Here is a 13,786-nt window from a genome sequence, read left to right as displayed (position 1 = left end):
TCGGAAGTCACCCGCCAGACTCAAGCACACGTCGATCGGAACTGCAGATCGTGCGGCTCTCTACTGCGCTACCGCTCCCGCGGCGGACAGCCGCGCGTTCAACGACGCATCCAACACCTCTGCCCACGAGCGCACGACCTCGGCACGTCGTCGTGCGTCGTCGGTCAGAACATCGGCCAGACCCAGACCGCGGGCGAGGTCGAGGGTTGCCTGAACGAGACGGTGGGTGACGGGATCGTTGTCGTCGACCCCGAGGTTCTCGACGGCCATCTTGTGGGCCCGACGACCGAACCGTTCTTCGAGAGGAACGATCCGATCGCGCAACTCGGGGTCGGCCGAGGCCGCGGTCCAGACCTGCAGTGCCGCTTTGAACATCGGCCCGGTGTAGTACTCGACGAGCCGCTCCACCACCAGTGTCGTCCGGCCGGGGCCCGCCGGAATCTCCTGGGCCTCGCGGCGAGCGCTGTCCATCCGAGTGTCGAACATGTACTCGAGCGCTCCGGTGATCAGGTCCTCACGCGTCGGGAAATGATGCTGGGTCGCGCCGCGGGAGACGCCTGCACGTTCGGCGACCACGCCGACCGTCGTTGCCACCCAGCCCTGCTCGGCGAGCGAATCGATCGTCGCCTCGAGCAGTCGCTGACGCGTCACCCGGCTGCGGTCCTGCTTGGGTTCGCGCGCCATCACCATCGCCATACTCCCTACTACCGACCCGACTTCTCGGCCGCTCTACTTCTCGGCCGCCCAGGACGGGGGCCTCTTCTCCAGAAAGGACATCATCCCCTCTCGGGCCTCGTCGGATGCAAACAACCTGGCCGATTGCTCGGCGACGGCCGTCCCACGCTCGTCCATCTCGCGCCTGATCGCGGCCGTGGTGAGGCGCTTCGACTCGGCCAGGCCCTGCGGCGAACACTTCCTGAACACGATCATGTAGTCGGCCACCACGGCTGCGGGGACGGCGTCGGCCACGGTGACCAGACCGATCGCCTCGGCCGTCGCCCCGTCGAACGTCTCCCCGGTGAGGAAATAGCGACTCGCCGCGCGAGACGTCAGCCGCGGCAGCACGGCCACCGAGATGACCGACGCGGCCAGGCCCAGCCGAACCTCCGTCAACGCGAACGAGCTCTCGGGTCCGGCGACCGCGACGTCGCAGGCCGCGACGAGCCCCATCCCGCCTGCCCGCACATGTCCGTCGATCTTCGCGACGACGGGTTTCGGGGTGTCGATGATCAGCCGCATCAGATCCAGCATCTGCCGGGTGCGAAGTTCCGGTGATGCCCCGGCTTCGCGGAGGTCTGCTCCGGCACAGAACGTGGTGCCGGTGTGACCGAGCACGATCGTTCTGACGTCGTCGTCGAGCGCCGCAGCGGTGAGTCCCGCTGTCAGCTCCTCGACCATCACCGAGGACAGCGCATTCCGGTTCTCCGGCGAATCCAACGTCAAATACGCTGTGTCCTTGCCCGACTCGACGAGAACGGCCATCAGTAGCTTCTCGGCAGTCCGAGCGAGTGCTGGCTCACGAAGTTCAGGATCATCTCCCGACTCACCGGTGCGACGCGGGCGATGCGAGCAGCCCCGAGCATCGCAGCCAAGCCGTACTCGCTGCTCAAGCCGGCACCGCCGTGGGTCTGGATCGCCTGATCGAGCGCCTTGATGCTGGCTTCGGCCGCAGCATATTTCGCCATGTTCGCCGCCTCGGCCGCACCGAAGTCGTCGCCGGAATCGTAGAGCACTGCTGCCTTCTGCATCATCAGCTTCGCGAGCTCGAGTTCGATCTTGCACTGCGCCAACGGGTGCGCGAGACCCTGATGCGCTCCGATCGGCGTCTTCCAGACCGTCCGCTCGTTGGCGTACTTGACGGCGGCGTCGATGGCGTAGCGACCCATCCCGACGGCCATCGCGGCACCGAGAATGCGCTCGGGGTTCAGGCCGGCGAACAGCTGCATCAGGGCGGCGTCGGCCTCACCGACGAGCGCTTCGGCGGGGAGCCTGACGTCGTCGAGGAACAGCACGAACTGATGATCGGGCTCGACGATGTCCATCTCCATCTGCGTCTTCTGCAGTCCCGGAGCGTCCGTGGGCACGATGAACAGCGCCGGCTTGAGCTTGCCGGTCTTCGAATCCTCGGTGCGTGCGACGATCAAAACCGCATCGGCCTGATCCACGCCGGAGATGTAGATCTTGTTGCCCTTGAGAATCCACTCGTCACCGTCACGACGCGCCGTGGTGGTGATCTGGTGCGAATTGGAGCCGGCGTCGGGTTCGGTGATGCCGAAGACCATGATCTTGGACCCGTCGGCGAGCGCGGTGAGCCACTCCTGCTTCTGGTCGGCCGTGCCGTACTTGCCGATGATAGTGCCGCAGATGGCCGGGCTGACGACGACCAGCAGCAGACCGGCACCGTGCGCGGCCAACTCCTCCTGCACGAGCGCGAGTTCGTAGATGCCCGCGCCACCGCCGCCGTACTCCTCGGGAAGGTTGACGCCGAGGAAGCCGAGCTTGCCCGCCTCGTTCCACAGTTCGGTCAGCGGCTCACCCTTGCGCGCCTTCGGCAGGACGTAGTCGATGTAGTTGTAGCGCTTGCCGAGTGACGAGACTGCGTTGCGCAGACCCTTCTGCTCTTCGGTTTCGATGAAACTCATGATTGCTCCACTCCCTCTTCGGTGACGGCTTCTTCGGTGACAACGGCGAGAACAGCGCCGACTTCGACTTGCTGGCCTTCCACAACGTTCAATTCGGTGAGCACACCGTCGGCAGGCGCGGTGACCGTGTGTTCCATCTTCATCGCCTCCAGCCACAGGATGGGCTGACCGGCGGTGACGGTATCGCCCTGCGCTGCAGCGATTCTGATGACACTGCCGGGCATCGGTGCGAGCAGCGAACCGGCCGCGACCTCGTCGGTGGGGTCGGTGAACCGCGGGGCCTTGATCAACCTGACCGGACCGAGCGCGGAATCGACGAAGACGTCCGAACCGTAGCTGCTCACCTGGAAGATACGACGAATTCCGTTGTCGTCGAGCGTCACCCGCGTCGGAGTGTGCTCTATCAGTTCGACGCCCTCGAGTTCGACGCCGTCCACCGAGGCGGTGAGTCCGCTGCGACCGATCGAGTATTCGACGGTGATGTCGTTGTACGTCTTGCGCTGCGGTTGAGACCGGAGATTGCGCCAACCGCCGGGCAGTCCCCGGTTCACCCGCGCCTGCGCGACGTTGCTCGCTGCGTCGGCCAACGCAGCCGCGAGAGCCGAGAGTTCCTCGGCGAGGCCGTGTGCGATCGGCTGAGCCAGTACCTCGAGCCCGTGCGTGTCGAAGAAAGCCGTGTCGGTATCCCCGGCCAGGAACGCCGGATGCCGCAGGATGTTGACCAGTAGATCGCGGTTGGTCTTCAGGCCGTGAACGGTGGCCTTGTGCAACGCTTTCGCCAGTAGATTCGCAGCCTGATCCCGCGTCGGCGCGAACGAGATGACCTTCGCGAGCATCGGGTCGTAATGAGTTCCCACCACACTGCCGGTCTCGACGCCGGAATCGACCCTGATGCCGGCCTTCGCGAGAACCTCGAACTGCGCACCGGGGATCTCGAATCGGTGCACGGCACCGCTCTGCGGCTGCCAGTCCTGGGCCGGATCCTCCGCGTAGAGGCGAACTTCGATGGAGTGTCCACGTGTCTCGGGCTGCTCGGCGGGCAACCGCTCCCCCGCGGCGACCCTGATCTGCAGCGCCACCAGGTCGAGTCCCGTCGTGCATTCGGTGACCGGGTGCTCCACCTGCAGACGGGTGTTCATCTCGAGGAAGAAGAAATTGCCCTTCTCGTCGGCGAGGAATTCGACGGTGCCCGCACCCTCGTAGCCGATGGCCTCGGTGGCCAGCGTCGCCGCATGGAAGAGCTTCTCGCGCATGCCGTCGATGCGTTCGACGAGCGGCGACGGTGCCTCCTCGACGACCTTCTGATGTCTGCGTTGGATCGAGCATTCGCGCTCCCCCACCGTCCACACCGTGCCGAATCTGTCGGCCATGACCTGCACTTCGATGTGCCGACCGGTCTCGATGTACCGCTCGACGAATACCGTTCCATCACCGAATGCCGAGAGTGCCTCGCGCCCGGCGGCTTCGAGCTCCGAATCCAGGTTCTCGAGATTGCGCACGATGCGCATGCCGCGCCCACCGCCACCTGCGGACGCCTTGATCAGCACCGGAAGCTCGTTCTCGGTGACCGACTCGGGATCGAGCTGGGTCAGCACCGGCACGCCGGCGTCGGCCATCATCTTCTTGGACTCGACCTTCGAGCCCATCAATTCGATGGCCTTGACGGGCGGCCCGATCCACGTCAGGCCGGCGTTCTGCACCTGTTGCGCGAAATCGGCGTTCTCGGAGAGGAATCCGTATCCCGGATGCACCGCGTCGGCTCCGGCGGCCGCCGCTGCGGCGATGACGAGCTCGCCGCGCAGGTACGTCTCGGCCGAACTGTTTCCGGGGAGCCGCACTGCCGAGTCGGCCTCGCGCACGTGCGGGGAGTTCGCGTCGGCGTCGGAGAACACCGCGACGGTGTCGATGCCCTCGGCGCGACAGGTGGCGAACACGCGTCGGGCGATTTCGCCGCGGTTGGCTACGAGAACGGACGATACGGTCATGGCTTCACATCCGGAAGACACCGAAGTTGGCGGTGCCTTCGATCGGGGCGGTGGCGATGGCCGACAGGCACATTCCCACCACCGTGCGGGTATCACGGGGGTCGATGACGCCGTCGTCGTAGAGGCGTCCGGAGAGGAACATCGGCATCGACTCGGCCTCGATCTGGCCTTCGATCATCGCGCGCATTCCGGCATCGGCTTCGGCGTCGAAGGCTTGTCCGCGAGCTTCGGCGGCGGCGCGTCCGACGATGGAGATGACACCGGCGAGCTGCGCGCCGCCCATGACGGCGGATTTGCTGGACGGCCAGGCGAAGAGGAATCGCGGATCGAATGCGCGGCCACACATGCCGTAGTGACCGGCTCCGTAGGACGCGCCGAGCAGGATGGAGATATGCGGAACTTTCGAGTTGGAGACGGCGTTGATCATCATCGATCCGTGTTTGATCATGCCGCCCTCCTCGTACTCCTTTCCGACCATGTATCCAGTGGTGTTGTGCAGGAACAGGAGTGGGGTGTTCGACCGATTGGCGAGCTGAATGAACTGCGTCGCCTTCTGCGATTCCTCGCTGAACAACACACCGCGGGCATTGGCCAGAATGCCGATCGGATATCCGTGCAGCTCGGCCCAGCCGGTGACGAGCGAACCGCCGTACATGGGCTTGAACTCGTCGAAATCCGAACCGTCGACGATGCGGGCGATGACCTCGCGTGGGTCGAACGGGATCTTCAGATCCGTGGGGACGATGCCGAGGAGGTCTTCGGGGTCGGCCAACGGCTCGATGACCTCGGCGCGCGGCTCGGGGCCCTTCTTCTTCCAGTTCAAACGGGAAACGATGCTGCGCCCGATGCGGATGGCGTCCTGCTCGTCGACGGCGAAATAGTCTGCGAGGCCGGACTTTCGGGCGTGCATCTCGGCACCGCCGAGCGATTCGTCGTCCGAGTCCTCGCCGGTCGCCATCTTGACCAGCGGTGGTCCGGCGAGGAAGACCTTGGAGCGTTCCTTGACCATGACGACGTGATCGGACATGCCGGGGATATACGCGCCGCCTGCGGTGGAGTTACCGAACACCAGCGCGATCGTGGGGATGCCCGCCGCCGAGAGCTGCGTCAGATCACGGAACATGCGACCGCCGGGGATGAACACCTCCTTCTGAGTCGGTAGATCGGCTCCACCGGACTCGACCAAGGAGATGACCGGAAGCCGGTTCTGCGTGGCGATGTCGTTGCCGCGGAACCCCTTCTTCAGCGTCCACGGGTTGCTCGCCCCGCCGCGGACCGTCGGGTCGTTGGCGACGATGAGGCATTCGACGCCGCACACCACGCCGATACCCATGACGGTGCTGGCTCCGACGGGAAAGTCGCTGCCCCAGGCCGCGAGTGGGCACAGTTCGAGGAAGGCCGAGTCCTCGTCGATCAGCAGTTCGATGCGTTCACGGGCGAGAAGCTTGCCGCGCTTCTTGTGTCGCTCCACGTATTTCTGACCGCCACCGAGCAGAGCCTTCGAGTGCTCGGCTTCGATCTCGCCGAGTTTGGTGTTCATGGCCTCGACGCTCCCCGCGTACTGCTCCGATGCGGTGTCGAGGGTGGACTTGAGCACGCTCATGCCTGGTACCCCAATCGTTTTGCAGCCAGCCCGGTGAGGATCTCGGTGGTCCCGCCGCCGATGCCGAGGATGCGCATGTCGCGGTACTGCCGCTCGACTTCGCTCTCGCGCATGTAGCCGAGCCCGCCGAAGAGCTGCACCGCTTGATTGGCGACCCACTCCCCGGACTCGACGGCGGTGTTCTTCGCGAAGCAGACTTCGGCGATGAAGTCTTGGTTCTCCTGCAGGGACCGCTCGACGAGGGAGCGGGTGTAGACGCGGGCGATGTCGATCTTGCGCGCCATCTCGGTGACGGTGTTCTGTACGGATTGCCGTGCGATGAGCGGCTTTCCGAAGGTCTCCCGATCGCGGACCCACTGCAGCGTCAGATCCAGGCACCGCTGCGCGCTGGCGTAGGCCTGCGCGGCGAGGGCGATTCGCTCGGTGAGAAACGCCTGCGCGATCTGCGCGAAGCCGCTGTTCTCGGCACCGACGAGATTGGCGACCGGGACGCGGGCGTCGACGAACGACAGCTCGGCGGTATCGGATGCGCGCCAGCCCATCTTGTCGAGCTTGCTGGTGACCTCGAACCCTGGCGTGCCCTTCTCGATGACGAGCAGCGAGACGCCCGCTGCGCCCTCGCCTCCGGTCCGCACCGCGGTGACGATGAAATCTGCTCGGCACCCCGAGGTAATGTACGTCTTCGAGCCGTTGACGACGTAGTGATCGCCATCCTTGACGGCCTTCGTCCTGAGGTGCCCGACGTCGGAACCGCCACCCGGTTCGGTGATGGCGAGCGAGCCGATCTTCTCCCCCGCCAGCGTGGGCCGCACCCACTTCTCGATCTGGTCGGCGTCGCCCGCAGCCACCAAGTGCGGCAACGCAATTCCACTGGTGAACAGCGATGCGAACAGTCCACCCGACGCACCGGCCTGGTGCATCTCCTCGCAGATCACGACGGCGTCGGCCAGATCCCCACCATCTCCGCCGACCTCCTCGGGAAAGCCTGCTCCGATCAGTCCGAGAGCGGCTGCCTTCTTGTGCAGCTCACGCGGAATCTCGCCGTCGGTCTCCCACTGATTCATGTGCGGGGCGATGTCCTGCTCCACGAAACTGCGGACGGTCTTGCGCAGCTGCTGACGCTCCGGCGTCGTCCAGATACTCATTCGAGTGCTCCCTTGTACGCGAGTGTTTCGGGGATGTCGATGTGCCGCGACCGCAGCCATTCACCGAGCCCCTTGGCCTGTGGATCGAACCTGGCCTGCGAGGCGACGCCTTGGCCGAGGATTCCCTCGATGACGAAGTTCACGGCCCGCAGATTGGGCAGTACATGACGCGTGACGGTGAGCGGCTCGGCCTCGGGCAGCATCTGCTTCAGAGTCTCGACCGTCAATGCGTGAACCAGCCAGGAGAATTCGTCGTCGGTGCGGACCCAGACCCCGACGTTGGCGTTGCCGCCCTTGTCGCCGCTTCGAGCCGCTGCGATGGTTCCGAGTGGAAGGCGAATGGTCGCCTCGGCTGCTCTGGGTGCAGGCAGCTCCGGTCCTTCCACGGGCTCCAGTACCTGCGTCTCGGTCGACGGAGCGATGGTGGACTCGGTGCCATCGGCCAGGTGCGCGACGTGCGGCACCTCGGCTGCGTCGACGAAGCCTGCGGTGAACACTCCGTAGGGCGCACCGTTTCCGGGTGGGGCGGTGACCGAGAATCCGGGATAGCTGGCCAGTGCCAGTTCGACTGCTACGGCGGAGAACTGACGTCCCACGACGTCGGGGTTGCTGTCGCGCGCGACGCAGCGCAGCAGGGCGCTGGCCGTCTCCTCGGTCTCGGCGTCGGGCTTGTCGGTGCGCACCAGAGTCCAGTCGAGCTCGGTGGGGCGAGCCGGGAGCCAGGACTCGAATTGCCGTTGTGCCAGTGCTGCTTTGGCTTCGATATCGAGGCCGGTGAGCACCATCGTGAATTCGTTGCGGAACCCGCCGAGTGCGTTGAGCGAGACCTTGTAGGTGGGCGGCGGTGCTTCGCCGGTCACGCCGGTGATGGACACCCGATCGCTGGACTCCTGCGCCAGGATCGCCGAATCGATCCGCGCGGTGACGTCGGGGTTCGCGTACCGCCCGCCGGTGATCTCGTACAGCAGCTGAGCGGTCACGGTGCCGACGCTGACGGCACCGCCGGTGCCCTCGTGCTTGGTGATGACGGACGAACCGTCGGACTCGATCTCGGCGATGGGGAATCCGGGACGGGACATGTCTGCGATTTCGGTGAAGAACGAGTAGTTGCCACCCGTCGCCTGCGTTCCGCATTCGATGACATGTCCGGCGATCACGGCCCCGGCCAACGCGTCGTAATCGGTCGGTGCCCAACCGAAGTGGGCTGCGGCCGGTCCGACGATCACGCTGGCGTCGGTGACGCGCCCGGTGACCACGACGTCGGCACCGGAGTTCAGGCATTCGACGATGCCCCATGCGCCGAGGTAGGCATTTGCGGTCAGCGGGTTGCCGAGACCGAGTTCGGTGGCTCGGCCGAGGAGGTCGTCACCGTCGACGTACGCGATCTTCGCGCCGGAGTCCAGCTTCTCCAGTGCCTCGGCCAGGCCCCGGGGGTTGAGTCCGCCTGCGTTGGCGACGATCTTGACACCTTTGTCCAGTGCCAACCCCAGGCAATCCTCGGCCTGCCGCAGAAAGGTCTTGGCGTAGCCACGGGTCGCGTCCTTCATTCGATCGCGACCGAGAATGAGCATCGTCAGCTCGGCCAGGTAATCACCCGTGAGGTAATCGAGTTCGCCGCCCTCGAGCATCTCTCGCATGGCCGAGAGGCGGTCTCCATAGAAGCCCGAACAGTTGCCGATTCGTACGGTCATGCTTGCTCTCGTCCTGACTGTGTCCGTCCGACCCCCGGAGGGCCTGCGAAGGCTTGGGCGATGGTGAGCCAGTGCGCGGCGTCGGCTCCCTCGGCCGCAATACCGAGGTCGTCGCGGTGAGCGCGCTGGGTGACGAGAAGGCAGAAGTCGAGTGCCGGACCGCTCACCCGTTGGGCGGCATCCTCGGGTCCCCAGGTCCAGAGCTCTCCCGAGGGCGCGGTGAGCTCGATGCGGAACGGTTCGGCGGGAGGCGTTTGCTGGTTGATCGCGTAGGCGAAATCCCTTGTGCGAACGCCTATGTGTGCGACGCCGCGGATTCGGTCGGTGGCGACGCGGGTGACGCCCACCGCGTCGGCGACATCCTGACCGTGCGCCCAGGTCTCCATCAGACGCGCCGTGGCCATGGACGCCGCACTCATCGGGGGTCCGAACCAGTCGATCTTGGTCCCCGTCGGAACCTGTGTGAGCGCTTCGTTCATGGCACGGCGTCGAGTACGCCAGGTGCTCAGTAGTTCGGGATCACGCGACTCCTCCTCGGCCGCCTCGTCGACGAAGCCGGTGGGGTTCTCCCATGCCTTCTTCAGAGTGAGAGCGAACTCCTCCTTGGCCTCGACATCGCCGGATGCTCCCGACGTGGTCCGCTCCGCGACGTGATCGGTCCAGGAGAGGTGCGCTATCTGGTGCGCGACGGTCCACCCCGCGGCCGGTGTCGGTGCTGCCCACTGCTCCGGGGTCAGCTCGGCCACGAGTGCATCGAGGTCGTTGCCCTCGGCGCGTAGGTCGTCGACGAGAGAGTCGAGGTCTGCCATGAGCCCAGCTTCACAGGAGGTCCTGAAAAAAGCAAGCACGCCTGCTTGTTAATTTGTAACCTCGTGTTCGCTTGCTATCCCTACGGTGGCGAGCGTGAGAATGTCGAGACTTGTGGCCGTCACCGTTACCCTCGCCGTCATGGCCTCTGGTTGCTCCTCATCCGACCCTGATGCAGACCGACGCGAAGCCGTTACGACGCCGGTACGCGTGGCAACGTTCAATGCCAGCCTCAATCGGCCGGTGGCCGGGCAGCTGGTGACCGATCTGCAGGGTGAGGACGCACAGGCTCGCGCGGTTGCCGATGTGATCTCCGCGAACTCACCGGATGTGTTGCTGGTCAACGAGTTCGACTACTCGGGTGACGATGCGGTGAGGCTGTTCAACGACAACTATCTCGACGGACAGTATCCGCACTCCTTCACTGCGCCGGTGAATACGGGCGTCGACTCGGGACTCGATCTGGATAAAGACGGCCAGCTGGGCGGCCCGGGTGATGCGTTGGGGTTCGGGCAGTTTCCCGGGCAGTACGGGATGGTCGTGTACTCGAAGTTCCCGATCGCCACCGATTCGGTACGTACGTTCCAGAACTTCCTGTGGAAGGACATGCCGGATTCGCTGCTGCCGCGCGACTACTACGGAGAGGTGTTCGACGCGCTTCGGCTGTCCAGCAAGTCTCATTGGGACGTGCCGATCGACGTGAACGGAAAGACGCTACATGTGTTGGCGTCCCACCCCACTCCCCCGTCCTTCGACGGGCCCGAAGACCGTAATGGCAAGCGCAATCACGACGAGATCAGGCTCAGTGCCGATTACATCTCGGGTGCGGACTACCTGCACGACGACAACGGTGTGCGCGGCGGGCTGGAGGACGGAGCGTCGTTCGTCATGTTGGGCGATCAGAACAGCGACCCGGTCGACGGAGATTCGGTGGCCGGTGCCATCGCGCAGGTTCTCGACCTTCCGCGGGTGCAGGATCCGGCACCCGCCTCGGCCGAACATGGCACGGACACAGCAGATTTCGCCGACCCTACGCCCGGTGACCTGCGCGTCGACTACGTGCTGCCGTCGGACGATCTGACGGTGATCGACTCCGCCGTCCACTGGCCCTCGGGCACCGAGCACCCGTCGGACCACCGGCTGGTGTGGGTAGACCTCGAAATATGATGGGCGAGTGACCGATCTACCGATTGTGGAATTCGCCTATCCCGGCCCCCTGCGGAATGCCCTGGTCGCGGCCGTTCTCTCCGGCGAGAAGACCAGCACAGCAAGCCTGTTGGTGCAGTACGCCGACGAGGAGCTGCCGAGAGTCGGCGAACGCGGCGCGGTGGTGGATTCAGCCGGAGTCGTGGTGGGAGTCGTCGAAACCACTGGTGTCGATATCGTTGCGCTGAAGGATGTTTCGCTCCAACATGCCCTCGACGAGGGTGAGGGATACATCGATGTGGCGCACTGGCGCGCCGGGCACGAAAGATTCTGGCACTCGCCCGAGGTTCGCGCGGAACTGGGCGATCCCGATTTCACCGTCGACGACGACACTCAGGTGGTACTGGAGCGATTCATACTCGTTCCATGGTGAGTTGGGTGGGGATCGATGCCACTGGCCAGCGCGAAGAGGTCGAAGAAACCGAGAGCTCCGGTTCAGAATTTCGGTCGATTCAGCGAGATTCGCGGTGGGGACGGTGACGAACATCGGCATGCCCTACAGGCCGCACAGGGGCTCGGGTGCGACGGCATCAGTCCGGGGAATCGATACCGGGCTCACCTCGAAGGCGGGGTAGTTCTGGCTCGTGATCATCCTGGAGCCTTACGCGGCGTCGGAGTCGAATATTCTTGTCGGTGTCTGGGTGTATAGGCCGCTTCCATCAATCCTTCTTCCGCGCAACAGAATTGGTGTTGACGAACTTCGCATTCCGACGTACCATCGAACGTACGTTCTACTTCTAGTCGGAACACGTGCCGGGGGGCGACTACACAGTGAATACATCCAGTTCGACGCGCAGTCGATTCGCGGCCTATCTCGGGCCGCGATCGAAGCCGTACATCGACGGCACAGTGCTGGGCGAAATTCGCGACGTTGCGATTCTGGAGAATCAGGCGTGCGCTCGCAAGGTCGCTCTCGCCGCGGCTATCTGGGACTCGTGCATCCATCAGAACGTCCTCGTCGGTGATGTCATTCAGGACGCGGGCAACTATGCGGCGTCCGAAGTCGCACGCGTTCTCGGTTGCTCGAAGACTGTCGCGAACACGTATGCCGAGGTAGGAATGGACCTTCGGCTTCGGCTTCCTACCGTCGCGGCCGCGTTCGAGGCCGGCGAACTCGATCTTGCTCGCGTCCGCGCGATCTACCGCTGTACCCACAACCTGACGCAGGACGCGGCGACGGCCGTCCAAGGAGAGGTTCTGCACGCTGCCCGACGTCTGTCACCTGGTCCCCTGGCGACGGAAATCTGGTCCATCATGTATCGCATCGCGCCCGAGCAGGCCGCCGCTCTGCGTAAGGACTTGGAACGGCACACGAACGTCACGTACACCGACAAAGATGTGCTGTCGACGCTGAAGGCCGACCTCACCGCCGCCGACGCCGCAGCTGCCTGGCAGTTGATCAACGAGATGGCCGCTACCGTCTGCCGTCGAGATCCGCGAAACAAGGGGCAGAAGCGTGCCGCAGCGTATGTTGCTCTGCTGCAGCAGGAGTCGTCGATGGTCTGCATGTGCGAGCCCGATGACGACAATCCGTGCACGGCCGATACTGTGCGTCCTGATCGACGCGCCCCACTGACGGTGATCACCGTCGACCTCGCCACGCTCGCCGGTTTGCTGTCCAATCCCGCTCACCTGGCCGGCCACGGCCCCATCGATGCCGAGTACGCCCGTGAACTCGCCGACAACGCACACTGGCAGATCCTGCTCACCGAAGCCCGCGATCTGGCGGAGAAACTCGGTTACGGCGAAGACCTGGAGTCACTCATCGACCTCGATACCGATACCGACAGTGGCGCAGGCACTGGTGACAAGGGTGCCGAGAGCAGAGCCGACAGCGGCGGCAGCAGGACGAACAACAGCAGATCGAAAAACAGCCAGAAGAAGCCCAGAGGATCCAAGGTAGGCAAGTCGAGAAACAGCAGGTCCAAGGGCAGCACCTCACATCTGGTGTTTCATCCGCTGGGGCGTGGTCGTCGCCGTGTCGGCGGCATTGTTCCTCGGCACCCGCGGGCGCCGAAGTCCGCACAACCACCACGGAACAGCTGTGTCGCCACTCCGTATCGCGGTACTTACACTTTCGTTGCCGAACTCGAAGCAGCGATCGCATCGGATCCAGCTCTTGGGCTCGCCCTGCACCCGGACGGGCACGGCGGTCTCGAGCTGCCGCCACCCGGAGCCCTCATCTATCGCCCGACTGTCGCACTGGCGGAACGTATTCGGTATCGCGATCGCACCTGCCGACATCCGGGTTGCGATGTCCCGGCCCAGCAGTGCGAGATCGACCACATCGTCCCGTACTTCCATCGCGATCCCGAGTCCGGTGGCTGGACCATCGACACCAACCTGCACTGCCTGTGCCGCTACCACCACAGCCTCAAGACCATGGGTCTGTGGACTCCGGTGATGCTCGCCGACGGCATCGAGTTCTGGGTCTCGAATGCCGGCACCACCGCGATCACGGTTCCCGGCACGACACAACTTGCGGACTTCAGCCACCTAGCGAAGATCCACTCGAAGCCGCGAGGGTCGGCACCTCAGCGCGATTCGTCGGCTCGGAGGCCGACGAATCCACAACGGACCCCGATGCCCGCCTCGGCACCCGACGACGAGCCACCGCCCTTCTGACCGGCCCGGGCGTGCACACAGGTGTTCCGCCGCAGTCGAATACGTCTGCGGCGGAACAACAGTGCGTAGTCGTTCGTGGGTA

General features: G+C 64.7%; 11 protein-coding genes. 3 read left to right on the top strand and 8 right to left on the bottom strand.

Going from position 1 to position 13,786, the window contains the following annotated elements; genetic code table 11:
* Window positions 1–60 precede the first annotated feature (60 nt).
* The 8 genes from CH291_RS15865 to CH291_RS15830 are packed head-to-tail and all read right to left on the bottom strand — an operon-like array spanning window position 61 to window position 9,875.
* Window positions 61–684 carry a TetR/AcrR family transcriptional regulator gene (locus tag CH291_RS15865; RefSeq protein ID WP_094641518.1) on the bottom strand — a complete coding sequence of 208 codons (624 nt, stop codon included), beginning with the start codon at window positions 682–684 and terminating at the stop codon, window positions 61–63.
* A gap of 45 nt (window positions 685–729) precedes the next feature.
* Entirely contained in the window at window positions 730–1,482 is a 753-nt protein-coding gene (locus tag CH291_RS15860) for an enoyl-CoA hydratase family protein (protein ID WP_094641166.1), read from the bottom strand.
* On the bottom strand, window positions 1,482–2,642 hold the full coding sequence (locus tag CH291_RS15855; RefSeq protein ID WP_068283787.1) for an acyl-CoA dehydrogenase family protein: 1,161 nt from the start codon (window positions 2,640–2,642) through the stop codon (window positions 1,482–1,484). The genes CH291_RS15860 and CH291_RS15855 overlap by 1 nt, the downstream gene beginning before the upstream one ends.
* Complete coding sequence (locus CH291_RS15850) at window positions 2,639–4,627, bottom strand: ATP-binding protein (RefSeq protein WP_094687987.1); 1,989 nt, start codon at window positions 4,625–4,627, stop codon at window positions 2,639–2,641. Before CH291_RS15850 ends, CH291_RS15855 begins: the two co-directional genes overlap by 4 nt.
* A 4-nt stretch (window positions 4,628–4,631) precedes the next feature.
* Window positions 4,632–6,230 (bottom strand): acyl-CoA carboxylase subunit beta, encoded by a 1,599-nt coding sequence (locus CH291_RS15845; protein ID WP_094670945.1) that lies wholly within the window; start codon window positions 6,228–6,230, stop codon window positions 4,632–4,634.
* Complete coding sequence (locus CH291_RS15840; RefSeq protein WP_094687986.1) at window positions 6,227–7,375, bottom strand: acyl-CoA dehydrogenase family protein; 1,149 nt, start codon at window positions 7,373–7,375, stop codon at window positions 6,227–6,229. The genes CH291_RS15845 and CH291_RS15840 overlap by 4 nt, the downstream gene beginning before the upstream one ends.
* On the bottom strand, window positions 7,372–9,066 hold the full coding sequence (locus CH291_RS15835; RefSeq protein ID WP_094687985.1) for an acyclic terpene utilization AtuA family protein: 1,695 nt from the start codon (window positions 9,064–9,066) through the stop codon (window positions 7,372–7,374). The genes CH291_RS15840 and CH291_RS15835 overlap by 4 nt, the downstream gene beginning before the upstream one ends.
* Window positions 9,063–9,875, bottom strand: a complete 813-nt coding sequence (locus tag CH291_RS15830) for a TIGR03084 family metal-binding protein (RefSeq protein ID WP_068052745.1) — start codon at window positions 9,873–9,875, stop codon at window positions 9,063–9,065. The genes CH291_RS15835 and CH291_RS15830 overlap by 4 nt, the downstream gene beginning before the upstream one ends.
* Window positions 9,876–9,975: 100 nt before the next feature.
* Between CH291_RS15830 and CH291_RS15825 the strand changes: the two genes are divergently transcribed.
* The 3 genes from CH291_RS15825 (at window position 9,976) to CH291_RS15815 (ending at window position 13,704) form a co-directional block, all read left to right on the top strand.
* On the top strand, window positions 9,976–11,040 hold the full coding sequence (locus CH291_RS15825) for an endonuclease/exonuclease/phosphatase family protein (RefSeq protein WP_094687984.1): 1,065 nt from the start codon (window positions 9,976–9,978) through the stop codon (window positions 11,038–11,040).
* Between the two features lie 7 nt (window positions 11,041–11,047).
* Entirely contained in the window at window positions 11,048–11,452 is a 405-nt protein-coding gene (locus tag CH291_RS15820; RefSeq protein ID WP_094687983.1) for an ASCH domain-containing protein, read from the top strand.
* Window positions 11,453–11,850: 398 nt separating this feature from the next.
* Window positions 11,851–13,704, top strand: coding sequence for an HNH endonuclease signature motif containing protein (locus CH291_RS15815; RefSeq protein WP_094688100.1), 1,854 nt, complete (start codon window positions 11,851–11,853; stop codon window positions 13,702–13,704).
* Window positions 13,705–13,786: the final 82 nt, after the last annotated feature.

The sequence above is a fragment of the Rhodococcus sp. 14-1411-2a genome, assembly GCF_002259485.1.
Classification (GTDB): Bacteria; Actinomycetota; Actinomycetes; order Mycobacteriales; family Mycobacteriaceae; genus Rhodococcoides.
The sequence above is the reverse complement of the archived record's forward strand: the minus strand, read 5'-3'. Positions and strand labels throughout refer to the sequence as shown.